We start from the raw sequence: 25153 nt of genomic DNA, 5'->3' as shown, positions 1-25153 counted from the left end.
ATGGCCGACACCGCGACAGGCCGCACCGGCACGGGGGGTCGCCCCGCCCCGCGCCCGGCGCCGTCGCTGGTGCACACCGCCACCGGCCGCATGCTCGTGCTGGCCCTGGCCACCATCACCTTCGTGGTGGAGATGGGCTCGCTGCTGGCCCACGTCGACCTGACCGTCGGCTCGTTCTCGCTCTCGGCGTCGGTCGTGCCGTCGCTGTTGCTGCTCGTGTTCCTCGGCGCCCGGTCGGTCGGCGAGGCCCGCGACCGCGACCGGCTGGTCCCGTTCTGGATCGCCATGGTCGCCGGGCTGGGCCTGGGCGTGACCCTGTTCTCCCGCTCGGGCGACGTCGTCGACGTGGGGGCCCTGCTGGTGGCGGCCACCAACGAGGAGGTCGTCTACCGCTTCGCCGTGCCCGTCGTCGGCGCCACCGCCCTGATGGTGCTGCGGGTGCCGGCGACGGCGGCCCGCGTCGCCGGGTACCTCGCCGCCGGGGCCTGGTGGGTCCTTCTGCCCGGGCACCAGGAGCAGGTGGAGAGCCCGGCCAACCTGGCCACCTACGTGGCCTTCGCCATCATCAGCGCCCTGGTGGTCGCCCGGTCCCGGGCCATCGTCCCCATGGCCGTGGCCCACTGCGTGCTCAACATCATCACCGTCGCCCACATGCGGGGCGAGATCACCGACGCCAGCCGGGGTGCGCTGAGCGCCTGCCTGCTGTTCCTGCTGGTCGGCACCTTCGCCTGGCCCGGCGACCTCCGCCGGCGGGCGGCCGACCGCGAGGACCTGGTGTCGGACACGGTCATCGACCTGCGCGACGGGCGGACCCCGTCGGTGCGCCAGGGTGACGCCGTCGTCTACCTCGAGGACGAGGTCGACCCGGCGCTGACCGTGGACGTCACCGACGAGGCCGTCGCCGCCGAGCCCGAGCCGGCCGAGGTCAGCAGGTCACCTCGAGCATGAACGGCCGGTCGGCGAGGCTGCCGGCCGTGTCGTCGGTCGCGTCGGCCCCGCCCCCGCCCCCGCCGCGCTAGTCCTCGACGCCGACGGGCTCGCCCCGCAGGCGGGGCTGGATCGCCCGCCGCCACAGGAACCAGCCCACCGCGCCCACGAGCAGGATCACCACGACCACCTGGACGTAGCCGATCACCGACTCGACCTCCTCCTGGTAGGACGAGGCGGCGTAGCCGACGAGGATCAGGGCGGTGTTCCAGACGGCCGAGCCGGCCGCGGTGTAGACGGTAAAGCGGACCGGCGGCATCTCCGAGAACCCGGCCGGGATCGACACCAGCGAGCGGACCAGCGGGACGCAGCGGCACACCAGCACGGCGAGGTACTCGCGGTCGTCGAACCAGCGCTCGGCCCGGTCGATGTCCTTGACCTTCATGCCGAGGTACTTGCCCCACCGGGCGGTCAGGGCGATGAGCCGCTCGCGACCGATGGCCCGGGAGACGCCGTAGAGGATCCAGGCACCGGTGACCGAGCCGATCGTGGCCGCCACCACCATGAGGACGACCGGCAGGACGCCCCCGTTCTCCTTGGCCCAGAACCCGGCGGCGGGGAGGACGACCTCGGACGGGATGGGCGGGAAGACGCTCTCGAGGGCGACGAGGAAGGCGACTCCGGCGTAGCCGATGGCCTCGATGACCCGGGTGACCCAGTCGGTCAGGTCGCCGAAGAGCCCGCCGGTCACCGCGACAGGGCCCCGGGGCCGACCGCTTCGGGCGTCGGTCGTCGCGGTGCCGCCCGACGGGCGTCAGTCATAGAGGTGCTCGAGCTCTTCCTCGAACGGGCCCTCGATCCGGCGGCCGATCTCGGCGGCGACGAGGACGACGACGGCGGCACCGACGGCGATGGCGAGGGCCAGGCCCCACTGCTTCCCCGGCGCGGCCAGGCCGGTCTCCTCGGTACCGATGGGCCAGGGCCAGAGCACGCGGAGCGAGCCAAGCATGAGGCCGGTGAGGGCGGCGAGGACCGGGTCGCGGTGGTACTCGAGGGCCCAGCTGAGGGCGCTGGAGAAGAGCGACAGGCCGACGACGCACCCGGCGGCGAAGACGGCGATGACGGCCAGGTCCCGGTCGTTGACCGAGCCGATGACGAGCTCGTACATGCCGATGGCGAGGAGCAGGAACGAGCCGGAGATGCCCGGGAGGATCATGGCGCAGATGGCCAGGGCGCCGGCGGCGAAGAAGAACAGGAGGCTGGCGTCGGAGCGCTCGCCGGCGCTGGCGCCGAGGACGAAGAAGGTCACGATGGCGACGCCGACGAGGATGACCAGCCGCAGGGCGTCGGGGTGCTCGATCATCCGCCAGGCGACCACGGCCGAGGCGGCCACGAGACCGAAGAACAGGGCACCCATCGGCACCGGGTGGTCCTCGAGCGCCACCTCGATGACGTGGGCCAGGCTGAGCACGGCGAGCCCGATGCCCGAGAGCAGGGGGATGAGGAACAGCCACTCGACCTCGCGGAGGCGGGCGATGAACCCCTTCACGTCCAGCTTCAGCAGGTGCCCGAGGGCGCCGGCGCCGTGGCGGATGTTGCCGACCAGCCGCTCGTAGATCCCGAGCACCAGGGCCACCGTGCCGCCCGAGACGCCGGGCACGACGTCGGCGGCGCCCATGGCGAAGCCTTTGGCGATCAAGGTGACGATGCCCACCGCCGTGGGTCGCTCTCGCTCGGGCGCGACCGGGTCAGAGGTGAGGTCCTGCACCCGTTCATCCTGACACGGGCCGTCCCCTCGTCCCAGCCCGCCCGCACCCCATCTCCACCATCCGAGGGGCGAGCACTCGCGACTGCCGACTAGTGTGCCACCCATGCGTCAGCGCACGCGGGTGTAGTTCAGAGGCAGAACATCAGCTTCCCAAGCTGAGAACGCGGGTTCGATTCCCGTCACCCGCTCTACGAATAGCCCCAGGTCAGAGGGTCGGGCAACCGTACTGGACGCCGGCTCGGCAACTCCAGGCACTCTGTCGTGCCACAAGCGTGCCACAGCAGCCGACCGCAGGGACTGTGTGTGCTGGTCCGGTAGATGCTTGACAGTGCAGCTCCGGTAGCCGTGTTCCACAGTGCGGCGCGGGTCCGGTTCCTGGGTTACAGGTGGTCCGGTTCCTGGGTTACGCCTGGTCCGGTAGGTGTGTTCCATGCGGCTGGCTGACGGGCTGTGCTTCGGGTCGAGGTTGATCGACCGGAGGTGTCGTCGTGTTGGTGGAGCTGGGTCTGGTGGATCAGCGCTTGTCTGAACCGCCCCGGGTTCAGTGGAGGGCTGGTTGTCCCAGGACGGGGTCGTCCTGGGTGTTGATGTGACGGTAGTGATCGTTCTCGAACTCGATGGGCGGTACGTAGCCGAGGCTGCTGTGGAGGCGGGTCTCGTTGAACCAGTGGACCCAGCTGAGGGTGGCGAGCTCGAGGTCGCCGAGGGTGCGCCAGGGGGCATCGCGATGGACCAGCTCGGTCTTGTAGAGGCCGATGGTCGATTCGGCCAGGGCGTTGATGCTCCTATAGATGGTCAAGTCGTTCAGGCGGCCTCGGCGGTGGGCGCGGTCGGCGCGGCGGTGGGTGGGAGTAGGGCGTAGACCTCGCGGGCGAGGTAGCGCTTGAGGCAGCGGATGATCTCTCGCTTGGTGAGTCCTTCTGCGGTGCGTCGTTCGACGTAGGCGATGGTGGGTGCGTGCCAGCGCATGCGGACGATGACGGCCCGGTAGAGGGCGGCGTTGGCTTGGCGGTTGCCGCCCCGGTTGAGGCGGTGGCGTCCGCTGGTCTTGCCGGATCCGGTCGGGACCGGGCAGGCGCCGCAGAGCTTGGCGAAGGCGGCCTCTGAGCTGATGCGGTCGGTGTTGTCGCCGGCGGCGACGAGGAGCTCGCCTGCGATGTCGGGGCCGATCCCGAACGCAGCGACCAGATCGGGGGCGGCGGTGGTGGTGAGGGCCTTGAGCCGGGTGGTGTGGGTCTTGATCTCGTCGTGGAGGTCGAGCCAACGCTGCGCGAGCGAGGCCAGGACGTGGCCCATGGCGACGGCGGGGTCGGCGGGGTCGCCGTCGGTGCCGAGCGCAGCGCAGGCGACCATGAGCTTGTGGTCGCTCAGCGGCTCGAGCGCGACGCGCAGGTGCTCGGGGGCGGTGACGAGGGTGGCCTTGAGCGCAACGATGGCCTGGGTGTGGGCCTTCACGGCGGTGTTGCGGGCGATGCGGGTGAGCCGGATCGCCTCGACGATCCCGTCGGCGAGCTTCGGGGTCGTGGCGGCTCGCCCGGCAAGGACCTGGCGGGCGGCGTTCTCGGCATCGATGGGGTCACTCTTGCCATCGAGGCGCCGTTCCCCGGCCCGCGGGGGCCGGCTGACCTCGATGACCTTGACGCCTTGGCGGCGCAGGAACCGGGCCAGGCCGATGCCGTAGCTGCCGGTGCCCTCGACCCCGAAGGCGTAGGTCGTGCCGAGAGCGGTCGCCCAGGCGAGCAGATCGGCGTAGCCGGCGTTGGTCGCCGGCAGGTGGTGCACGCCGAGACGGCCGCCGAGGCCGTCGATGGCGACAGCCACGTGGCTGTCTTTGTGGGTGTCGACACCGACGATGACATCGGTCCGGTCGAGTGCGATGCTGGCCATGGCTGTTGGTCCTCTCTTCACGGTCAACGGTCGAGCTCGCCGGCCGGGCGGGAGGACAGGACTGTGATGGGACCTGGTGCGATCAGGCTCCTATGAGGTCACTGCCGCTCGGCTGGCGGGCTGCCTTCGGGGTGCTGGACCGGCCGACCGACAAGTCAACGCAAGGACACAACGGTCGGTCGTAAGCACGGGTCAGGCCGACCGGACCAGCACCCCAGCATCATCACAGTCGTAGGAGTCGCCGACGGTGCCGATCGACGCGACGGCTCCGGCATCGGTGAGGCGCTCGGCGTAGCGGATCGAGGTGTATTGGCTGCCGGCATCGGAGTGGTGCACGAGCCCGTCGAGGCTGTGGCCGTCGCGGGTCCAGATCGCCATCTCCAAGGCGTCGAGGGGCAGCTCGGTGGGCATCGATGCTGCGGTGCGCCAGCCGACGATCCGCCTCGAGAAGACGTCGGTCACGAACGCGGTGTAGGCCATGCCGGCCCAGGTCGCCACGTAGGTGAAGTCCACGACCCAGAGCCGGTTCGGCGCAGTGGCGGTGAAGTCCCGCTTGACCAGATCCGCAGGCCGCACGGCGCTGTGGTCCGGGCGGGTCGTGATGACCTTGCGACCCCGTCGGGCGCCTTGGAGGCCCTCGGTGCGCATGAGCCGCTCGACGGTGCAACGGGCCACGTCGTGGCCTTCTCGGCGGAGCTGGTGCCAGACCTTGCGGACCCCGTAGAGGCCACGGCCCACCTCGAAGTGGACCCGGCGGATCTCAACCATCCATGCCTCGTCGGAGCGGGCCCGGGCCGACAGGGGCCGGGACTTGGCCGCGTAGTAGGTGCTCGGGGCGATCGCAACGCCATGGGATCGCAAGACGCGGCAGATCGGCTCGACCCCGAAGCGGTCGCGGTGGTCGTCGATGAAGACGACTACCAAGGCAGTCGAGGGTCGAGCTCCCTCGCGAAGAAACTCGACGCCGCCAACAAGATCTCGTTGGCTCGCTTGAGCTCGTGAACCTCAGCCTCGAGGTCCTTGATCTTCTGCGCGTCCGAGGTCGTGGTGCCCGGGCGGCGACCGGCATCGATGTCGGCCTGCTTGCACCAGCCCCGCAACGTGTCCTTGTTGACCCCGACCCGCTGACCGATCCGGACCACCGCCGCGTTCAACGACAGATCAGGATCTTGCTCCTGAGCCTCCCGAACGAGCCTCATGGCCCGCTCCCTCAGCTCGGCCGGGTACTTCCTCGGTGCTGGCATGACTCCACCTTTCCGTGGGATCAATGCCTCCACAAGACCCGGGGCGGTTCAGCTCATCCGCACCCACCCGATCAAGCACGACCGCACCCGCGAGCACGGCGCCCTGGCCAACCCCGGCGGCCGGCCCCGCCGCACCAACGCCGCCTAGAACCCGTGCCCGACTGGAACACACCTACCGGACCTCGACCGGAACACGGGTCCCGGACCTTGACAGACCGCAGGGACTGTGCTGGTCCGGAGGCGGCCCTGCTCCTCCCACCTCCCTCTGTACACACGCGGGACACTCGCAAGAGCGCACCGCGCCAGACCAGCTCGGCGATGACCAGCCGATGCGTGGCGCACGGCCCGCCGCCACTGAGGGCCCGGTTACATCGGGACTCGCCAGCCTAGGAATGCGCCACGACGTAGTCTCGACGCCGACGCGCCGGGACCGTGTCCAAGGCTTGGTGCGCCAGACACTTACGACACGAGCCGATATCCGGGCTCCACCCACGGCAGGAGGGCCCGTGAGCGATTTTGAGACGGCGTTGGAGACCATCCGGGCGATGGCCGACTCAGGGGCGCCGGAGGCAGACCAAGGCCGAAATGAGGCGCAGACCAGGCTGGACCTCATCGACCGTCTCATCTTTGAGTGCCTCGGGTGGCAGCGCGACCAAGTACACGTCGAGGTGCATCTCGACGGCCAGTACACCGACTACGAACTGGGCTCCGGCGGCCGCCAAGTTGTCGTCGAGGCAAAGCGCGAAGGACGAGGCTTTGAGCTTCCGGCCGGAATGACGCGGCCGACCATGAAGCTGAAGGACCTACAAACGCTGAGCGCTGACATATCCGATGCGATCCTCCAGGTGCTGCAGTACGGACAGACTCGTGGGATACCAATTGCAGCGGTAAGCAATGGACACCAACTGGTGGCCTTCCTGAGCAGCCGAACTGATGGCACGCCCCCGCTCGAAGGACGAGCGCTCGTCTTCGACTCGTGGGCGGCTATGCGCGACCGCTTCAAGGACCTCTGGGACGCCCTATCACCGGCTGGCGCCCAGACCCGGCGTCTGATGCGCATGCTTGATGCGGACAAAGACGCTCCTCCGCCGGAACGTCTCTCGTCAAGGATTCTCGGATACCCGGGCTACAAGAATAGAAACCCCGTGGCGGCAGAGCTGCAGATTCTCGGTGGGATGTTCTTCGAGGACATCGTTCGACAGCCAGCGATTGAGGCCGAGTTCCTCCGTGAGTGCTACATGAGTAGCGGATCACTCTCACAGTACGCTCTGGTGAGTAAAGAGATCTTGTCTGCTAGATACTCCATCTACAGCGAGGCAGAGGCAGAGGCGAGTCTTACCCCGGTCAGATCGCGGTCGGGAGTCTCGAAGGATCTTGTCTCGGACGTCTTCGCCGCCAGCTTGGGTAAGCGTCCCATAATCCTTCTAGGTGACGTTGGCGTCGGCAAGACGATGTTCACGAGACACTTCATCAAGGTTGAAGCGAGCGACATCCTGTCCAGATCGTTCGTTTTGTACATTGACTTCGGAAGCAAGCCGGCCGTCTCGGACGATCTACCGTCTTACGTCGCAGGCGAGCTGCAGCATCAGCTCGTCAGCGAATATGGACAGAACATCGACGATGCCGGCTTTGTGAAGAGCATGTACCGACCTGAGCTCCAGACGTTCGAGCGCGGCATTCATGGACAGCTGAAGGAGTCGGACCCGGAGGAGTTTCGGCGCCAGCAGATTGCCTATCTCGGACGTTTGATGGAGAACCGGGAAGAGCACCTAAAGCGAGCTCTTGATCATTACATAAAAGCACAGAGGAAGCAGGCCGTCGTCTTCTTGGACAATGTCGATCAGCGGCCATTCGACTTCCAGGAGCAGGTGTTCCTCATTGGTCAGGCGCTGGCTTCGGACTGGCCTGTCACATGCTTCCTAGCCTTGCGACCTGAGACCTTCTCGAGATCCAAGCGCGAGGGAGCGTTGACGGGCTACCAACCGCGTGTCTTCACGATCGAGCCGCCGAGAGTGGATCGAGTAATTGAGCGTCGACTCGCCTTTGCGATCCGCGAACTGCAAGATTCGGGAAGACTGGCGACATACCCGGAGGGGGTTACTGTATCGTCCTCCAAGTTGGAGTCTTACCTCCAACTCGTCCTAGAGGCCTTCAATTCCAATAAGGACATCGTCGGCTTTGTCGACAACATGAGCGGTGGGAACGTTCGCCGTGCGCTCGAGTACGTCACCTCATTTATCGGCAGTGGCCATGTCGACACTGAGAAGATTTTCAACGCACTCCGGCGTGGCGGCTATACGCTTCCATTTCACGAGTTCTTCCGGGCTGTGCTGTACGGTGAGCATGAGTACTATGACCCTTCAGACAGCCCGATACCTAACGTGCTCGATATCAGCAAGCCGGACGGTCGAGAACACTTCCTGCAGCCGCTGGTCGTTGCTTTCCTCGAGCGAGCAGCGAACGCGGGGAACACTCAAGGGTTCGTGCCGACCCCCGAGGTCTACGCCTATGGACAGAGTTTGGGTTTCGAGACACGGCAGATCGCCAGGGCCTTGGATCGCTGCGCCGCAAGCCGCCTCATCGATACACACCCGCGCTACATTCACGAGGCGGTCAGGGGCGCTGACTCAGAGCAAGTGCGGGTGGGTTCAGCAGGCGTCTACATCATTCGTCAACTGTTGACTGATTTTCAGTACTTGGATGCGGTCGGAGTCGACACCCCCATCGTGGACTCGTCTGCACGCGCACGCTTTCAGACGGGATGGGGCCTAGACGAGCGACTTCAGCGTGCCGAAGCCCTCCGCCAGTACCTGGACGAGCAGTGGCTTCTGCTCAATGGCGACGATCTCCCGTTCGATTGGGCCAAGGTCAGCGCTGTAGCGAAGCACAGCATCGATGACGTTCGAACCCGGAGCGCACGACGGGCTAGCGGAGCAACCCGGCATCGATAGGTCGCCGAGCAGACAACGCCCACCTCGGGCCCAGCCTCGATCGCCGCACAGACGAGCGGCGGGCTAAGAGCACCAGTCGTTGCAACTCAGCTACATAGGTTCGTCGGTGGTTCGCGCCCGTGCGATCATCCCGCTGAGTGCGTCGGCGATGGCTCGGTCTCTCTCGGCGGTGGCGTGCTGGTAGATCAGGGCAGCCCGAGGCGAGGCGTGGCCCATCCTTGCCATCAGCTCCTTGGTGCTGGCGCCAGTCGAGGCGGCGAGGGTGTTGCCGGTGTGGCGGAGGTCGTGGAAGCGGAGGCCCTCGATGCCGACGACTCGCATGACCTTCTGCCACTCCGTGTAGAGCGTGCCTCGCCGAAAGGGCACGCCGCCGGGTCCTGGAATGACGAGGCCGTCCCGACCGGGCGCTGCGTGCTCCTCGAGGTGAGCGGCGAGGTCGGGCAGGATCGCCGCCGGGATGGCGATCGTGCGCACACCTGCGTCGGTCTTGGGCGGGCCGGTCACGAGGGTCCCGTCTTTGAGGAGCTGCGTCTGCTCGACGACCCGCAGCGTGCCTCGCTCGATGTCGACCCGTCCTCGCTTGAGCGCTTGTAGCTCGCCGAGGCGCAACCCGGTGAACGTGGCCAGCAGGACGAGGATGCGGAACCGAGGGCTGACGAGGTCGGCGATCTCGTAGACCTGCGCCACGGTGGCGATCGGGCGCTCCGGCGGTCGCTCGACACCAGCGTTCTTGAGGATGCACGGGTTCTTGATGACCAGCTCGTCCTCGACGGCCGTCCGCATGATCGTGCTGAGCAACCGGTACGCCTTGGCGATCGTCGACCGACCCGGCTTGCCAGCGGCAATCAGGGTGGCGTGCCACGCCCGGATCTTCGCCGGCGTGAGGCTGCCGAGCTCGATCGGGCCGAGCGTCGGGAGGATGTGCAGCCGCAGGAAGCCCTCGTACAGCTCCTGGGTGCGGGGCCGGAGGTCTGGACGCAGGGCGAGCCAGCCCCAGGCGTACTCCTCCAGCGTCACCTGACCGGCCCTCGGGTCGATCCATGCGCCCCGGTCCTGATCGGTGCGGATCTGATCGAGGAACCGCCCGGCGTCAGCCTTGGTGGCGAAGGTCGAGGGAGCGGCGATCAGCTGCCCCGCCCCGTCCCGGTACCGGGCTTGGTACCGGCCAGACGGCATCTTGCGGATGTTCCCGAACTGACGTCGTGAGCCCATGTCGGCCTCCTGGTGTGTCAGGTCGCCGGTCGGCGGCCTCGCTGATTGCCGAGTGCGAGCCGCGCCGCTACTGCGGCGCGCTCCACTGGCGAGGCGGCCGGCCCTCGTAGACGACGAAGCCAGCCACGCTGTTGCCCCGATCGATCAACTCGACGCCCGTGTAGGCCGCGTCAGGTGAGTCGGCGTCCAAGGCGAAGACCTCGACTCGCGTCGCGTCGTTGTGCTGAGTGCGACAGGCGACGGTCACGACACCTCGGTCGGGCTGGGCGCCGATGCGGATCCGCTCGAAGCCGTCCGCGTCGAGGAGGGTCACCTGGCTTTCGCCATCGGCGTTCGTGGCGAGCCGGATGCGACCGATGCCGGCGTCGTCCATCACAACGACCCGATGCGTCCGCACCTCGTCCTCGAGCCGCAGACGCAGGTCGGTCACCTCCGCACGGAGCCGGGACACGGCGTCAACGACGCCCGGCTCGTGCGGCATGGTTCCGCCGCCAGGGCGCGCTGTCGGATCGTCCACGCCTCGGCGGGGTGGACGCGTAGGGTCGCTCATCGTCGGGACCTCCCGGGGTTCCGGCCACGGCCCCGGGCAGTTGCAGCTGCGCCGGGGCCACCTTCTGTCTGTCGTGGGTTACCCAGCAGACCACCGACCAATGCATTCGTCAACCACAACGACGTAGCGTCGTCAGGATGGGCAGGCGGGTCGATGTCGACGACCTGGTCGGGCTCGACGAGATCGCCCGGCGGTTGGGCATGACCCACGTGACCTCGGCACACAATCTGGTGCGCCGTCACGCCGACTTCCCCCCGTTCGTGGCCAACGTCGGGCGGGTGCGGATCTGGGCATGGCCCGACGTCGAGAAGTGGGCGAAGGCCACCGGTCGACTCCCCTAGCGACGACCCGCCGATGAGCCTCCCGGGCGGGTCGGCAGCTGAACGGTGTTCTCCTTCATCCAGCGCTGGACGTCGGCCGGGTCGAAGCGGATGAGGTGGCCCCACTTGATGAACGGAATTCGCCGCTCGTAGACGAGCCGCCGGACGTGGCGGACGTTCACGCCGAGGTGGTCGGCCACCTGCGTGATGTTGAGCAGCCGCGGCAGCTCTGTGGTTGGGGAGTCGGTCGGTGCGGTCATCGGGATCGTCCTCCGGTCGGAGCCGTGCGCCGGGTCGAGTGGCGAGAGGTGCGCGATGGGCGCCTCTACAACTCCTCTCTCTGACCTAGGCCGCGTTCGTTGCAGATTCACTTCAAGAAGTCGGGGCCTGTCAGATGGTCTGTGTAGGAGCTCCTCTTCCATGAGGTAGTGAACGTGTCCATGACCGATGACGAGGTCGAGCGGTCGGCTGAGCGGGCTGCTGTGCAGCAGCTCGTCGATGCCGGACTGCTCGACGATCTGATGTCCCGGGTTGATGCCGGGGAGGTGCAGCTGACCGGCGAGGGCGGCTTCTTGCCCGAGATGATCAAGGCCGTCCTCGAACGGGGTCTGGCCGCTGAGCTGACCGGCCATCTCGGCTACGAGCGGGGCGACCCGGCCGGACGGGGGTCGGGGAACTCGCGCAACGGCTCCACGCCGAAGACGGTGGCGACCGAGGTCGGCGATGTCGATCTGGCCACGCCCCGGGACCGGCTCGGGACCTTCGAACCCCGGCTGGTCCCGAAGGGCGCCCGGCGGACCGGGGGCCTCGACGAGATGATCATCTCGCTCTACGCCGGCGGCATGACCATCCGCGACATCGGCGCTCACCTGGCCCGGACGCTGGGCACCGAGCTGAGCCACGAGACGATCTCGAAGATCACCGACGCCGTGCTCGAGGAGGTCAAGGCCTGGCAGAGCAGGCCGCTCGAGGAGCTCTACCCGGTGATCTACCTCGACGCTCTGGTGGTCAAGGTCCGAGACGGCCATCAGGTCCGCAACAAGGCCGCCCACATCGCCGTCGGCGTCGATCTCGACGGCATCAAGCACGTGCTGGGGATCTGGGTCCAGGCCAACGAAGGGGCCAAGTTCTGGGCGGCGGTCTGCGCCGAGCTGGCCAACAGGGGCGTCCGAGACGTCCTCATCGTCTGCTGCGACGGGCTCACCGGGTTCCCCGAGGCCATCGAGGCGACCTGGCCCCAGGCCACCGTGCAGACCTGCGTCGTGCACCTCATCCGGGCCTCGATGCGCTTCGTGTCCTACAAGGACCGCCGAGCCGTCGCCGCTGCGCTCAAGCTCGTCTACACCGCCCCCAACGCCGAGGTCGCCGAGGCCGCCTTGCTCGAGTTCGCCGAGTCAGACCTCGGTCAGCGCTACCCGGCCACGGTCTCGACCTGGACCGCCGCGTGGGAGCGGTTCATCCCGTTCCTCGAGTTCCCGCCGGCGCTGCGCAAGGTGATCTACACGACCAACACGATCGAGTCGCTGAACTACCAGCTCCGCAAGATCATCAAGAACCGCGGTCACTTCCCCAACGACGACGCCGTCGTGAAGCTCCTCTGGCTCGCCATCCGAGACATCGAAGACAAGCGGGCCCGCCAACGCGCCGCCGAAGCCGGCAAGGCCCGCAACAAGCGCACCGCCCCCGGCCACCTGGTCGAAGGCGCCGCCACCCACGGATGGCGACCCGCCCTCGGCGCCCTCACCATCGCCTACCCCGACCGCCTCGCCGGCCGGATCTGACCCCCCAACCACGAGCTGCTTACACAGAAGTCTTGACAGGCCCAGAAGTCGCGAGAAATGTCCGCGAGCCCCGGCTCGCGGACACCCATCCGAGGCTCTCGACCCACCCTCAGCAGACCCACGAACCGACATCGGCAACACGAACGACGAAGCACGATCTGACCGCCAGAATCCACCACTGACCAGCCATCGCGAACACCTGGACCACGACCCTCATCCCGGTCCACAACGACCCCGATGGCGAACAAGATTGCAACCTTCGGCTGCACGATCCCCCGCACGACGGGCTAATGGCGTGGTTCCGCCCGATGGGCGTGGACGAGGTGGCGTACCACCAGAAGACCGTCGTCGGCCGAGCCGACGACCACCCCGGCGCCGCCCTCGACTACTACGGCTCCCGAGGCGAGACGCCGCTGCGGTGGGGCGGCGCCGGCGCCGCTCGCCTCGGCCTGCACGGCGAGGTAACGCCGGAGGCCTACGACGCCGCATTCGGCCCCGGCGGGTTCGTCGACCCGATCACGGGGCGCCGGCTGGCGGCGACGAAGCAGCCAGGGTTCGAGCTGGTGGTGAGCGCCCACAAGTCGGTCGCAATCCTCGGAGTGGTCGACCAGGCCGACGACATGCACTCGATCCTCGACGTCGAGACTGAGGCGACGATGGACTGGCTGGACGGCTGGTTCCAGGAGCGGGGCGGGCGCCGAGGCCGGGCACAGGTCCGCGCCCAGACCGGTGGACTCGTCTACGCCCGGACCTGCCACGGGACCTCTCGGGCCGGCGATCCGATGCCGCACGATCACGTGCTGGTCGCCAATGTGGCCGAGATGCTCGACGAGAGGGGCGGACACAAGGGGCTCGACTCCGCCGCCCTGCGGGACACCGTGGAGGCGGCCACGATGGTCGGCCGGCTCCACTCCGCCGCCCGCGCCGTCGATCTCGGCTTCACCATCGAGCCCGACAACGGCCCGTCGGGGAACCTGCGGCACTGGCGCATCGTGGGCGTGCCCGAAGAGGTGTGCGAGCTGTTCTCCAAGCGCTCGGACGAGATCAGCGCCTACCTCGCCGAGACCGGCCACGACAGCTACCGGGCCCGAGCCGTCGCCGCTCGGGGGAGCCGGGCGCCGAAGCGGGACACCGGCGTCGACGAGCTGATGCCGCAGTGGCGAGCCGAGCTGGCCTCCATCGGCTGGTCGGTCGACCGGCTGCTCGAGACGCTCGACGCCGCTCGCATCCCCGGCGCCGGAACCCCCTTCGGGATGAGCGACGAGCAGGTCGAGAGGCTGACTGGCGAGGTCCTCCACATCGACGGGGACCTGATGGCTCGGCACAAGGTGTTCACCCGAACCCAGCTGATCGCCGTCCTGGCGCCGAAGCTCTACGGCTGGGACCCGAGGGAGCTCGACCGCATCGTCGACCACGTCCTCGCCGGCTCAGCGGTCGTCCCGCTCATCGGCGCCGGCGCACTGCACGAGCAGGTCTACGCCACGGTCGAGGTGTTAGCCACCGAGCAGGCGATCGCCGCAGCCGTCGAGCGACTTGTCGAGGCTCCCGGCCCGGCGGTCTCGGCTGACGAGGTCGATGCCGCCATCGAGGCCAAGGAAGACGAGATCGGCCACTTCCTCACCGACGGTCAGGTCGACGCCGTCCGGGCCGTCTGCTCCTCGGGCCGTTCGGTCGAGGTGATCGTCGGTGTCGCCGGCGCTGGCAAGACCACTGCGCTCGACGCCGCCGCCTCCGCGCTCGAGGGCGATGGCTACCGGGTCATCGGGACCTCCACCAGCGGACAGGCCGCCCGGACCCTCGGCGACGACGCCCACATCGAGAGCCGCACCATCGCCTCGCTGCTCTGGCGGATCGACCACGACCGCATCAGGCTCAACGACTGCACCGTCGTCGTGATCGACGAAGCCGCCATGACCGCCGACGCCGACCTGCTCCGCCTCATCACCTCCGTCGAGCGAGCGAGGGCGAAGGTCGTCCTCGTCGGCGACCCTCGCCAGCTCTCGGCCATCGGTCCCGGGGGTGCGGTGGCGTCGCTCCTCGACCGCCACCCGGAACTGCTGACCACTCTCGACCGCAACGTCCGGCAGCGGGACCCAGCCGAACGCGCCGCCCTGGCCGAGCTGCGCCACGGCTCGGTCGAGCGGGCCGTCGACTGGTATCTCGCCCGAGGACGCACGTCCCTCTCATCCAACCGCACCGAAGCTCTCGCCGGGATGGTGCACGCCTGGGCCGCCGACGTCGACGCCGGGCACGACACCGCCCTCCTGGCCTGGCGCCGGGACGATGTTCGGGACCTCAACCGCCTCGCCCGGGACCTATTCCGGGACTGTGGCCAGGTGTCGGGGCGGGACCTGTGGGCTCCCGGCGGTCGTCCCTACGCCAAGGGCGACCAGATCGTCGTCCTCGCCCCGCTCCCGGACCAGGGCCTCGTGACGAGCGAACGTCTCACCGTCACCGCCGTCGACGTCCGCGCCTCACGCCTCGCCGCCGAGACGAAGGACGGCCGCTCGGTCGTCCTCGACAGGACGGCGATCGACGCCGACCACCTCGACCATGGCTACGCCGTCACCGTCCATCGAGCCCAAGGCGCCACCTACGACCGAGCCCACGTCCTCGCCGCCGGCGGCGGCCGAGAGCTTGCCTACGTCGCCATGAGCCGAGCCCGCCACGGCACCACCCTCCACGCCGTCGCTGACGACGTTGCTCAGGCTCGCTTCGACCTCGCCCTCGACTGGAGCGTCGACTTCGCGCAGCGGTGGATCTCCTCGCAGTTCGAGCGCACAGGTGCGGCCCGCGACCCGTCACAGGTCTGTACGAACTCAACTGCGCTGGCTCGACCCCTTGGCCCCGCACCGCTCTCAGCCACAGACGAGGCAGCTCAAGATCTCGGGTTGGGACTCTAGGTCTCCGCAGCCCCTTTGACCTGACCTAGCATCAGTCGTCGCCTCCCTCCTCATCCCCGAAGTCGGCTTCATTCGGCGAGTTGCGCACCAGTGACGAGTAGGCGCGGGATCCAACCAACTCAGTGGCCACTTCACTGTTGTCGCGAGCCCATTCCACGATGTGAGCGCTTGACTCGTCCCACAAGTCTGATGCGGACAACAAGGCCAACGCAGCGTCCCGCTCCAGTACGCCCCGTCGTACCAGTTCGGCGCCGCCTGGTGATGGAACCCAAGCCGAGAACTGAACCACGTATGGCGCCACGGCCGCAGACGCTTGAGCGATGAGATCGTTCTCTTCGGAGAGGCTCTCGGCGACTCTCAGTACACCCGTAAGAGTCCAGGGCAGTATCGACGCAGCGCGACCACCCCACTCAACGAGTCGTGCGAGCCGATCGTCACTCGTCCGACCACGGACCACCTTCTCCTCGTTCTCAGCCAGTTCTGGAAGGAGTCGCCTCGAGATCAAGAGCCGGCTCATGTCGTAAATTTCGCTCAGGCGCGGGTCCCGCAGAGCCACGAGACGCGCTGCGGTCCGCTCGAATGGTCGTCGACGAGACAAGGCATCCCTATACTCATCTGTAGTTTCGACCGCTTCCCAAGGGAGCCATCCAAGTCGAATCGCCAGTTCTGCCGACCCCTCGCTTCCGATGAGTTCAACCATGGCCTCGGCCCTCATCAGAAGTGTCTCCCGGATCAGAAGAGCGCTTGCTGCACTCAATCCGCCGAGTATGGCCCCTCGACCGAAGGGTGTGGGGGTAATCGGACTCGCCACCCGCAGTAGTGCAGGTGGCTCAAGCATGCGCTCAGTCATCCTCTGAATGCCGGCTGCAAGGCGACTAGCCTCATGCGACCCGCTGCCGACAGAGCGAGCGAAGATCGTTTGAGCACCTACATTTCCGGCATCTTCAAGATTCACCTCGTTCTCAGAATAATAGGCCAACAACTGGCTCTCCAACCTACGTATCACCGGGGCGCGACGTATTGGCTCGTTCGAGAATAGATCAGCTAGAGCGCTGGGCGAGTCGATCGCTTCTACGGTTCCATCCCAATAGTGATCTACGAAGTACTGGTGAGCCGCAGAGTTCGTGTTCTCCGGTTCAAGAACGATAAACAGTCCGTCGGAGGCAAATCCTGGTCGCGCTGCACGGCCGCGTATGTTTCTGATGCGAGACGCACGAAAGGGCTGCCCGAATGGCAGCGCGAGTCGGCAAAGAACGACCGCTCTGAACGGAAGGTCCACGCCTTCTGCGAGAGTGGTCGTCGCCACAAGAGTGTGAAGGACCTCGCGACGAGCAAGCTCTTCCACTCGCCGGCGAATCGTAGGCGGCATGCCGGCGTGATGGACCGCGAGTCCAACCCGCACATATGCGGCAAGCGGATGACCCGGGTACAGCCGCGCCTCCACCTCGTCTGCTAAGCCCTCTAGCTCGGCTCGATCCGACTCAGACGTCAGATTCTCGCTCAATCTGCGGTCAAGGTACTCGCGATACTGACCGTAGAGCTCGGCTGCCAGGCTCTCGGCCCAGTCTCGACGGGACTCGACGAGAAGTACGGACTCCAAGCGCTCTACAAGAGTTGCCGCAGCCAATGCAGCGGCCGCCTTCGTTTGCTTCGGGCGGGGCAACCGAGGTGGCGTTCGCAAGTCACCTCGTGCGACTAGATCGCCATTCTTGGCCCACAGCACGTCCCAAACCGATGTCGCAGACCAGTCCACTTCGTGAAGGCGCGCCGGATTCGCCTCATGCTCAAGGAAGCGCACAAGAGGATCGGGGTCTGTCTGTACTGCTGAGAGGGCAAGCACTGCTACGTCCGGCCTGCGCCGCATAGCGCGCATCAGCAGAAACTCGTAAAGCAGACCTCTTGGTCCATCAGCGACTTGGTGAGCCTCGTCCGCAATCACCAGAGAGAGGCGCTCTAGAAGGTCTAGTGAACGCTCATCTGCTGAAAGAGACAGGCGGAGGATCGAGTCGAACTTTTCAGGGGTAGTCACCAGAACGTTGCCGAGGTCCGCTACCGACTCGTCCAGTTCGTAGGCGCCAGTCCATAGTGTGACGGCACAGATGGAACTGAGGCGACGTTGAAAGTCTCGATGCACCTGACGGGCGAGGGCATTGAGCGGCGCTACGTAGACGGTGAGCGAGGCCGGGTTGGTCGCCATCTCGCGCGCAATTCGGAGCTCCGCGAGGAATGTCTTACCCGTGCCGGTCGGCGTAGATACGAACGCACGGAGCGAATCAAGGAGGCCCGCCCCAACGGCAGCAGCTTGCGAAGGCAATAGTTCCTGTCGTCGGGCCCAAGGCGGCCCCCCGTACGCCCGATCAACATATTCTGGCGGTACCCGATCGGCCGCCAACTGAAGTAGATCGTGCTGCGTGCGGTAGCGGAGGGCAAACTCAGCCTCCCTCAGTAGTCGGAAGGTTGCCGGATCGGATAGAGCGGCCGCCAACACCTGGTCAAGCCCGGCACCAGTGTCGCCCAGCCACTCTCTGCTCGCTGCGGCCACAACGGCGTCGACGGTCTGCGCGCCGTTGAGTCGGTACGCCCCCTCAAGGATCCGATGCGCACGTATGAGAGAGGGCTCCAGTCCCGGGATCGATCGAAGCGACCGAGCGGATCGGAGTGCACGAGTCGGCTGGAGAGCGCCTAGGTAGAGCGCAGCCGCCAACTTAGATAGTTCCCTCGTCCTGTCTGGTGTGAGCCTCGCCGCGATATCTATCGTGCTTGCAAGCGCCTCTAGCCGAATCCTCAGGTCGGTAGGCACTTCATTCAGGATCGGCGGTATATCCGCCGAGAACAACGCGACCTGGTGGGCTATGGTGACTACTGCTTCCGGCAAAGACCACTTGACATTTAGTCCGAACTGAACTCGGGTCCACGCGTCCCTAGCGTCCGCAAAGGCTTCGTCAATCGCAGGCGGCTGTAGAACCTGACGAAGAACCATTTCGACGTCTTCGTTCACAGTGCACCCGTCACGAATGCTTCGGCGTCTGGAAGTGCTAGTAGGACAACTCGCTCTAGCAATGCGCCCGTAGGCGTCACTCTACCCTCGAGTCGCGAGAAGATGGAGGCGACAGCTCCTTCCAGGTCACATTCGTTCGAGTCGATCAAGATCGACCCCACTATCGAAGTGGATCCCGTCATCAACAGTGGAAGCCTGAGATGCTCCGGATCGGCCTCTCGCTCATAGAGCCATTTGAGAATGAAGATTGAGTCTGCAATGCGTTCTGATGTGCTCTTTGCAACGTCTCGTTGGATACCAGAAATCGCATTGCCGGCGTCAGCGTCCAAGGTTGATTTAGCTTCAGCAACGTGAAGATACTCATCTGCCACGAGTGGCCCGGCCCCGGCGTGAAGACGCACCCCCAGCACATCAAGACCAGGCGGCTGAGCCGCCGGGCCGGAGGCGGAGAACGTCAGCGGATAGATCGACTCCGGTGTGTGCAGCCCGTGGTGGTACAGCAAGAGCGCGCCAACTAGCTCACCAAGATCTGACAGGCGAGTGTTGGCGGGACCGGATCCTCCGACCGGGCGGCGCCAACGCTCGAGGTGGAACTGGTGGAGCGCCTCTTGAGCCGCCGGACGATCCGCCAACGTGACGACGTCGCAGATCAAGGCGCCGCCTGCCGGACTGACACGAGTATCCACGTCAAGCTGCGCGAGCAACGCCGCCAGGTGCGGCGCCAAGTGCCTCGACAGCGGGATCACACGACGAGATTAGGAGCCGAAGGTGTACCCGTGGTCTCCCCGCCCTTGCGCAACGGCACCGTGCTCACGATCCCACGTTCCGTCAGTGGATTGCCCTGGTTCGGTTCGCGACCGCGTAGCGGTGTTCCAGCCTCGACGCACCACCCGGAGGCGCCGTTCTGAGGGGGGTGTCGAGGTCGTGTTGCGTGCCATTGGCGTGCCATTCGGGGTGGGAAGTGGGGTGTCCTGGCGGGTAGCGGTGGACACTCCTGACCACCCCTGACCTGGGGTTACTCGCATCAGGCGTGGTCAGGGGTACGCCTCTGGCTAGTTCCCAAGCTGAGTACGCGAGTCGATTCCCGCCAGCGCTTTACAGCAGGCTCTGGTCAGCGGTTGGCGAGGATCGCTGAATCGCTCACCCCGTTCGTTCGGTTCACAGGGATGCGTCGGGCTCGGAGCGGACGGTCAGCGTCCGCCTCGGCGTCGCCGGCACTGTCGCAGGGGCGGGGCGGCCGAGCAGGTAGCCCTGGGCCAGGTCGACGCCGAGCTCGACCGCGCTGTCGAGCTGGTGCTGGTCCTCCACGCCCTCGATCAGGACCTTGGCGCCGGACGCGTCGGCGAGGGCCACGGCCTGGCGGACGAAGGCGACCGCCGAGGGGTCCGGGAGGCGGCGGGCGATGGCGCCGTCGATCTTCATGATGTCGGGGCGGAGGGCCTCGGCCACGCCGAAGGTGGCGTGGTCGGCGCCGAGGTCGTCCAGGGCCACCTTGGCCCCCATCTCGTGGTAGCGGTCGAAGATGGCGCGGAGGCGGGGGACGCTGGCGATGTGCTCGCTCTCCACGACCTCGAACACCAGCTGGGCCATCGGCACCCCGGCCTCGGCGATGGCGGCCTCGGTGGTGCGCAGGCAGATCGACGGGTTGTAGATCGAGCTGGGCAAGAAGTTCACGAACAGCTGATGGTCGCCCAGCCACCCGGCGGCGCCCATGATCGCCGTCCGCCGCGCCGCCGGTCGAGCGCCTGGTGCCAGCCGCCGTCCATGGCGGCGCCGAACAGCTCCTGCGGCGGGATCATGACGTCGGTGCCCACGTCGGTCACGCGCAGCAGCGCCTCGTGGGCCACGACCTCCATCGTCCGCACGTCGAAGATCGGCTGGTAGTGGCACTGCATGCTGCGCGGGTCGGCCAGCGTCGACCGCCACGCGGCCAGCCGGGGGTCGGTCCCGTCGTCGGCCTGCTCGATGCTCTCGACCAGGTTCCCGCACGAGCAGCTCGGGACCGGAGCCGATGGGTGGGACGGAGATCGCATGGGCGCCGATCGGCCGGCGGCGCCGATCGCTGAGCGGCCCCGGCCCCCCTCACCCGATGGGTTGAGGCCGCCGGGGCCGTCACGTCGGGCCGGACCGCGGCTCACCGCGGGCGGCGGTGCTCCGTCGCCACCGCTCAGGAGGCGACGCCCTGGCGTGCGGGCTCCAGCTCCGGGGCGAGGGCCGGCGCAGGTGGGTGCGCCTCGATCGTGACGTGGGGGACGAGGCGGTCGAGCCAGCGGGGCATCCACCAGTTGCGGTCGCCGAGGAGCGCCATCGTCGCCGGCACGAGGACCATGCGGACCAGGGTGGCGTCGAGGAGCACGGCCAGAGCCAGGCCGAACCCGAAGAGCTTGATCTCCCGGATGTCCTCGAACACGAACGACCCGAAGACCACGACCATGATCGCGGCGGCGGCGGAGATGACCCGGGCGGTCGAGGCCAGGCCGTCGGCCACCGACGCGGACGCATCGCCGGTGCGGTCGTACTCCTCCCGGATGCGGGAGAGCATGAACACCTCGTAGTCCATCGAGAGCCCGAAGGTGATGGCGAAGAGCATGAGCGGGATGAACGGGTTGATCGGACCGGCCTCGATGCCGAGGAGGGCGTCACCCCACCCCCACTGGAAGACGGCGACGACCACGCCGTAGGTGGCGGCGATCGACAGCAGGTTCATCAGCACGGCCTTCAACGGGACCAGGACCGAGCGGAACACCACCAGGAGGACGAGGAACGACATGCCGAGCACGGCGGCGAAGAACAGCGGCATGCGCGCCCCGAGGTAGTCGGTGACGTCGATGTTGGTGGCGGCGCTCCCGGTGACGTGGACCTCGAGGCCGGCGGCGGCCGCGTCCGGGACGGCGGTGTCGCGCAGGGTGCGGACGAGCTCGGTGGTCGCCTCGTCCTCGGGCGCGGACGTCGGGATCAGGGTCATCACGTGGGCCCCGGGGTCCGACGGATCGTCGGCGACCGGTGCGGACACGGCGGCGACGCCGGGCGTCTCGGTGAGGGCCGCGTGCAGCTGATCGATGCTCCCGCCCGGCGTGGACGGCCCGGAGGTGGCGGTGACGACGAACGGGCCGTTGAAGCCGACGCCGAAGCCCTCGGCCAGCAGGTCGTAGGCCCGGCGGGTGTCGGACCCCTCGGGGTAGCTGCCCTCGTCGGACCAGCCCAGGCGGAGGCCGAGCACCGGTGCCGCCAGGACGACGAGCACGACCGCCGCCAGCGCCCCCCAGAGGCCGGGCCGACGCTGGATGGTGCGGCTCCACCGGTGCGACAGCGTCGCCTCCTTGGGCGGGGTCGCACGCGGGGGCACCACCTGACGCAGCCGGGGGACGAACCGGCTCGCCCCGAGGACGGCGACGGCGAGCACGGCGCCCCCGACGATGAGCGGTGCGAACCCGATCCCGATGCCGAGGACGGCGCCGGCCGTCGCCCCGGCCGCCAGCAGACCCCGCCACCGCGTGACCTCGAGCCGCCCCGCGGTCAGGGCGATCAGGGCCGGCAGCAGCGTCATCGACGTGACCATGGTGGCGAGCACCGTGGCCGAGACCCCGATCCCCATGCCCGAGAGCATCCCGAGGCCGACCAGCAGCAGGCCCAGCATCGAGATCACGACCGTGGCCCCGGCGAAGCCGACGGCCCGGCCGGCCGTGCCCATGGCGACCACGGTCGCCGCCCTCGGCGGATGGCCGGCCCGCACCGCCTCCCGGTACCGGGTCACGATGAAGAGGGCGTAGTCGATGCCGACGCCGAGGCCGACCATCAGCCCGAGCAGCATCGTGTCCTCCGGGACGGTCGTCAGCCGGCTGAGCAGGATGATGGTGCCGGTGCCGATGCCGACGCCGCCGAGCGCCACGGCGATGGGCAGACCCATGGCCAGCACCGACCCGAAGGCGACGATGAGCACGACGACGGCGAAGGCGATGCCGATCAGCTCGGTCTCGGGCGGTTCGAGCTCGGCCAGGTACTGACCGCCGGCCAGGACCTCGAGCCCGTCGATCGACGGGGCCTCGGCGGTGATGAGCTCCCCGATCCGGGCCGACTCGGTGTCGTCCACGTCGGCCGTCAGCTGGACCGGGGCGAACGCCAGCCGGCCGGCCAGCGGGCCCGACGCCGCGATCTGCCCGACCCCCTCGTCCGAGTAGGGCGAGACGACGGTTGCGCCCGGTGCTCGCGGCACCCCGTCGGCGTCGGGGAAGCCGGCGTCGACGGCGGCGAAGAGCTCCTCCAGGCCGGCGACGACGGCGGGGTCGTCGACGCCCTGCTCGGCCCGGACCACGATGGTGCCGGACTGCCCTCCGGTGCCGAGCTCGGGGAAGTGCTCCTCGAGCACGGCGAACCCGGCGTCGCTGTCGGACCCGGGCGCCGACGACCCGCCCCCGAACGCGGGGCCGACGGCGCCGGCGGCGGCCAGGACCGCGACGAGGACGGCGGCCCAGAGGCCGAGGGTCGCTCGGGGGTGGTCGAAGCACCAGCCGCCGACTCGGCCGAGGACGGACACCTTCGGCGACGGAGCACCCCCGCCGCCGTCGACGGCGGTGCGGGGGGACGGAGGAGCAGGCGGTGCGCTCGGCGTGATCGACATGGCTGCCATCGTCGGGACAGCCGGCCCCGTGCGCATCGGGAGTCCGGCCCCTTCGGAGCCACCCGATCGGCCGGCGCGCGGACCGTCCTTTCGGCCGATCCCCCCGTCGCCGGGTCGTCGTACGCTGGCCCCGTGCTGGACACGAGCCGGCCCTACTGGGCCGCACCCCGGGTGGCCGATCCGCCCGGGCCGGCCCCGCGGGACTGGATCGTCGTCGCGGTCCTGGCCGTGGCGGCGACGATCGAGACGGTCGCCCGGCCCGACCTCGTGTGGCCCGCCGTCTCCCTGGCCCTGACGCTCGGCGTCGCCGCCCTCCTCCCCTGGCGGCGGGTCCACCCCCTGGCGGTGGTCGTCGTCGGCTTCGGGACGATGAGCACCGCCCACGCCGTGGCGATCGTCCACGACGCGGACTGGGAGGGGCTCACCACCGCCATCTTCCTGCTCGTGCTGCCCTACGCCCTCGCCCGGTGGGCCTCGGCCCGAGCGGTCGGCGCCGGCCTCCTCGTCCTGGCCGTCCCGATGGTCCTGACCGCCGTCTCCGGTGCCCCGGCGGCCGACCTCGTCGGCGGGACGGTCGTCCTCCTCCTCGCCTGCGCCATCGGCATCGCCGTCCGCTACGCCCGCGAGCTGCGGGCCGAGGAGGTGGCCGGGGTGCGGTCGCGCGAGCGCGAGGAGCTGGCCCGCGAGCTCCACGACACCGTCGCCCACCACGTGTCCGCCATCGCCGTCCGGGCCCAGGCCGGTCGGGTGGTGGCGGCCTCCCGACCCGAGGCCGCGCTCGACGCCCTCTCGGTGATCGAGGAGCAGGCCGCCCGGGCGCTTGAGGAGATGCGATCGATGGTCGGCGCCCTGCGCCACGGCGACCAGGCTGAGCTGAGCCCGCCCCAGGGCGTCCGCGACCTGCGGAGGCTCGAGACGGGCGCCGGTGGAGCCGGTCCCCGGGTGGTGGTGACCACCGCCGGCGAGCTCGACGAGCTCCGTCCCGCCGTCGACGCCGCCTGCTTCCGCCTCGTGCAGGAGGCGGTCACCAACGCCCTGCGCCACGCCCGCCACGCCTCGGAGGTGCAGGTGCGGGTGGACGGCGACACCGACCACGTGCGGGTCACCGTCGACGACGACGGACGCCCGGGCGGGCCGTCGCCCGCCACGCCGACCGGCTTCGGGCTGGTCGGGATGGCCGAGCGGGCCAAGCTCCTCGGCGGCACCTTCGCCGCCGGCCCGCGCCCCGGCGGGGGCTGGAGCGTCGCCGCCACCCTCCCCCGCCGAGCGGTCACCTCGTGACCATCAGGGTGCTGGTCGCCGACGACCAGGAGATCGTGCGCACCGGCCTGCGCATGATCCTCGACGCCCACCCCGACATCGAGGTCGTGGGCGAGGCCGTCGACGGCCGCGACGCCCTCGACCTGGCCCGCCGGCTGCGCCCCGACGTGTGCCTGTTCGACATCCGCATGCCCGAGCTCGACGGCATCGAGCTCACCCGGCGCCTGGCGGGACCGGACGTGGCCGACCCGCTCGCCATCGTCGTCATCACCACCTTCGACCGCGACGAGTACGTGCACGGCGCCCTCAAGGCCGGGGCCCGCGGGTTCCTCCTCAAGGACTCCGGCCCCGAGCTGCTGGCCCAGGCGATGCGCTCGGCGGCGAAGGGCGACGCCCTCATCGCCCCGAGCGTGACCGCCCGCCTCCTGGCGACGTTCTCCGAGGGGGCGTCGGCCCGGGAGCCGGCGGCGCAACCGCTCGACCCGCTCACCGAGCGGGAGGAGGAGGTGCTGGTGACCGTCGCCCGGGGCCGGACCAACGCCGAGATTGCCGACGACCTCTGCATCAGCCTCAGCACGGTGAAGACCCACCTCGCCAGCCTCATGCAGAAGCTCGGCGCCCGGAACCGGGTGGAGCTGGCCATGTGGGCCTACGAGACCGACCGCATGCCCGCCTGACCCCGGGCCGTGAGGCCCCGCCAGCCGTCGGCGCCGTCCCCGAGCCAGGGTCCCACC

21 protein-coding genes, 1 tRNA gene, 1 pseudogene and 1 other annotated feature are annotated in these 25153 nt (G+C 68.5%); of the genes and pseudogenes, 9 read left to right on the top strand and 14 right to left on the bottom strand.

Going from position 1 to position 25153, the window contains the following annotated elements; all coding sequences use genetic code 11:
• The gene (locus HC251_RS01170; protein ID WP_219943498.1) at positions 1–948 is read left to right on the top strand and encodes a hypothetical protein; all 948 of its coding nucleotides are present in this window, start codon (positions 1–3) and stop codon (positions 946–948) included.
• Positions 949–1015: 67 nt separating this feature from the next.
• Here HC251_RS01170 and HC251_RS01165 read toward each other — a convergent pair whose 3' ends face one another.
• The gene (locus HC251_RS01165) at positions 1016–1678 is read right to left on the bottom strand and encodes a DedA family protein (RefSeq protein ID WP_219943497.1); all 663 of its coding nucleotides are present in this window, start codon (positions 1676–1678) and stop codon (positions 1016–1018) included.
• 63 nt (positions 1679–1741) lie between these two features.
• The gene (locus HC251_RS01160; protein WP_219943496.1) at positions 1742–2695 is read right to left on the bottom strand and encodes a DUF368 domain-containing protein; all 954 of its coding nucleotides are present in this window, start codon (positions 2693–2695) and stop codon (positions 1742–1744) included.
• Between the two features lie 117 nt (positions 2696–2812).
• Here HC251_RS01160 and HC251_RS01155 point away from each other — a divergent pair.
• Positions 2813–2883: transfer RNA gene (locus HC251_RS01155), tRNA-Gly, on the top strand.
• A gap of 353 nt (positions 2884–3236) precedes the next feature.
• Here the strand turns inward: HC251_RS01155 and HC251_RS01150 are convergent.
• The 4 genes and pseudogenes from HC251_RS01150 to HC251_RS01135 form a co-directional block, all read right to left on the bottom strand.
• A pseudogene (locus HC251_RS01150) lies at positions 3237–3473 on the bottom strand (integrase core domain-containing protein); the annotation flags it as partial.
• A 26-nt stretch (positions 3474–3499) separates the two neighbouring features.
• Positions 3500–4582 carry an IS110 family transposase gene (locus HC251_RS01145; protein ID WP_219943494.1) on the bottom strand — a complete coding sequence of 361 codons (1083 nt, stop codon included), beginning with the start codon at positions 4580–4582 and terminating at the stop codon, positions 3500–3502.
• A gap of 192 nt (positions 4583–4774) precedes the next feature.
• Positions 4775–5506 (bottom strand): IS3 family transposase, encoded by a 732-nt coding sequence (locus HC251_RS01140; RefSeq protein ID WP_219943493.1) that lies wholly within the window; start codon positions 5504–5506, stop codon positions 4775–4777.
• Positions 5414–5541, bottom strand: a sequence feature (AL1L pseudoknot). (Overlaps the previous gene by 93 nt.)
• Positions 5500–5781 carry a transposase gene (locus tag HC251_RS01135; RefSeq protein ID WP_219943492.1) on the bottom strand — a complete coding sequence of 94 codons (282 nt, stop codon included), beginning with the start codon at positions 5779–5781 and terminating at the stop codon, positions 5500–5502. Its footprint overlaps the feature before it by 42 nt. The genes HC251_RS01140 and HC251_RS01135 overlap by 7 nt, the downstream gene beginning before the upstream one ends.
• On the opposite strand from HC251_RS01135, the gene HC251_RS01130 reads away from it, so the two are divergent.
• Both HC251_RS01130 and HC251_RS01125 read left to right on the top strand, forming a co-directional pair.
• Positions 5780–5974, top strand: a complete 195-nt coding sequence (locus tag HC251_RS01130) for a hypothetical protein (RefSeq protein WP_219943491.1) — start codon at positions 5780–5782, stop codon at positions 5972–5974. The two genes, HC251_RS01135 and HC251_RS01130, sit on opposite strands and share 2 nt — an antisense overlap.
• A 358-nt stretch (positions 5975–6332) precedes the next feature.
• The gene (locus HC251_RS01125) at positions 6333–8777 is read left to right on the top strand and encodes a hypothetical protein (RefSeq protein WP_219943490.1); all 2445 of its coding nucleotides are present in this window, start codon (positions 6333–6335) and stop codon (positions 8775–8777) included.
• A 90-nt stretch (positions 8778–8867) separates the two neighbouring features.
• Here the strand turns inward: HC251_RS01125 and HC251_RS01120 are convergent, their stop codons facing one another.
• Both HC251_RS01120 and HC251_RS01115 read right to left on the bottom strand, forming a co-directional pair.
• Entirely contained in the window at positions 8868–9989 is a 1122-nt protein-coding gene (locus HC251_RS01120) for a site-specific integrase (protein ID WP_219943489.1), read from the bottom strand.
• 67 nt (positions 9990–10056) lie between these two features.
• Positions 10057–10419 carry a hypothetical protein gene (locus HC251_RS01115; RefSeq protein ID WP_219943488.1) on the bottom strand — a complete coding sequence of 121 codons (363 nt, stop codon included), beginning with the start codon at positions 10417–10419 and terminating at the stop codon, positions 10057–10059.
• A 257-nt stretch (positions 10420–10676) separates the two neighbouring features.
• On the opposite strand from HC251_RS01115, the gene HC251_RS01110 reads away from it, so the two are divergent.
• A complete protein-coding gene (locus tag HC251_RS01110) occupies positions 10677–10880 on the top strand; it encodes a hypothetical protein (RefSeq protein WP_219943487.1) in 204 nt (67 codons plus the stop codon).
• Here HC251_RS01110 and HC251_RS01105 read toward each other — a convergent pair.
• Complete coding sequence (locus tag HC251_RS01105) at positions 10877–11119, bottom strand: helix-turn-helix domain-containing protein (protein ID WP_219943486.1); 243 nt, start codon at positions 11117–11119, stop codon at positions 10877–10879. The two genes, HC251_RS01110 and HC251_RS01105, sit on opposite strands and share 4 nt — an antisense overlap.
• Before the next feature lie 180 nt (positions 11120–11299).
• On the opposite strand from HC251_RS01105, the gene HC251_RS01100 reads away from it, so the two are divergent.
• Positions 11300–12640: an IS256 family transposase gene (locus HC251_RS01100; RefSeq protein ID WP_219941247.1), complete on the top strand. Its 1341-nt coding sequence runs from the start codon at positions 11300–11302 to the stop codon at positions 12638–12640.
• A 308-nt stretch (positions 12641–12948) separates the two neighbouring features.
• Positions 12949–15543, top strand: a complete 2595-nt coding sequence (gene mobF, locus HC251_RS01095; protein WP_219943485.1) for a MobF family relaxase — start codon at positions 12949–12951, stop codon at positions 15541–15543.
• 31 nt (positions 15544–15574) lie between these two features.
• On the opposite strand, the gene HC251_RS01090 is transcribed toward mobF, so the two are convergent.
• The 5 genes from HC251_RS01090 to HC251_RS01070 form a co-directional block, all read right to left on the bottom strand.
• Positions 15575–18541, bottom strand: a complete 2967-nt coding sequence (locus HC251_RS01090) for a DEAD/DEAH box helicase (protein ID WP_219943484.1) — start codon at positions 18539–18541, stop codon at positions 15575–15577.
• Positions 18538–19287, bottom strand: coding sequence for a hypothetical protein (locus HC251_RS01085; protein WP_219943483.1), 750 nt, complete (start codon positions 19285–19287; stop codon positions 18538–18540). Before HC251_RS01085 ends, HC251_RS01090 begins: the two co-directional genes overlap by 4 nt.
• 412 nt (positions 19288–19699) lie before the next feature.
• Positions 19700–20254, bottom strand: coding sequence for an EAL domain-containing protein (locus HC251_RS01080; protein ID WP_219943482.1), 555 nt, complete (start codon positions 20252–20254; stop codon positions 19700–19702).
• The gene (locus HC251_RS01075) at positions 20212–20574 is read right to left on the bottom strand and encodes a hypothetical protein (protein WP_219943481.1); all 363 of its coding nucleotides are present in this window, start codon (positions 20572–20574) and stop codon (positions 20212–20214) included. The genes HC251_RS01080 and HC251_RS01075 overlap by 43 nt, the downstream gene beginning before the upstream one ends.
• Positions 20575–20708: 134 nt before the next feature.
• Positions 20709–23159, bottom strand: a complete 2451-nt coding sequence (locus HC251_RS01070; RefSeq protein WP_219943480.1) for an MMPL family transporter — start codon at positions 23157–23159, stop codon at positions 20709–20711.
• A gap of 132 nt (positions 23160–23291) precedes the next feature.
• On the opposite strand from HC251_RS01070, the gene HC251_RS01065 reads away from it, so the two are divergent.
• The gene (locus HC251_RS01065) at positions 23292–24440 is read left to right on the top strand and encodes a sensor histidine kinase (RefSeq protein ID WP_219943479.1); all 1149 of its coding nucleotides are present in this window, start codon (positions 23292–23294) and stop codon (positions 24438–24440) included.
• Positions 24437–25096 carry a response regulator transcription factor gene (locus HC251_RS01060; protein ID WP_219943478.1) on the top strand — a complete coding sequence of 220 codons (660 nt, stop codon included), beginning with the start codon at positions 24437–24439 and terminating at the stop codon, positions 25094–25096. Before HC251_RS01065 ends, HC251_RS01060 begins: the two co-directional genes overlap by 4 nt.
• The last annotated feature ends 57 nt before the right edge of the window (positions 25097–25153 follow it).

This window comes from Iamia sp. SCSIO 61187 (assembly GCF_019443745.1).
In the GTDB taxonomy this organism is placed as follows: domain Bacteria; phylum Actinomycetota; class Acidimicrobiia; order Acidimicrobiales; family Iamiaceae; genus Iamia.
This window is presented reverse-complemented; position numbering and strand designations above follow the sequence as displayed.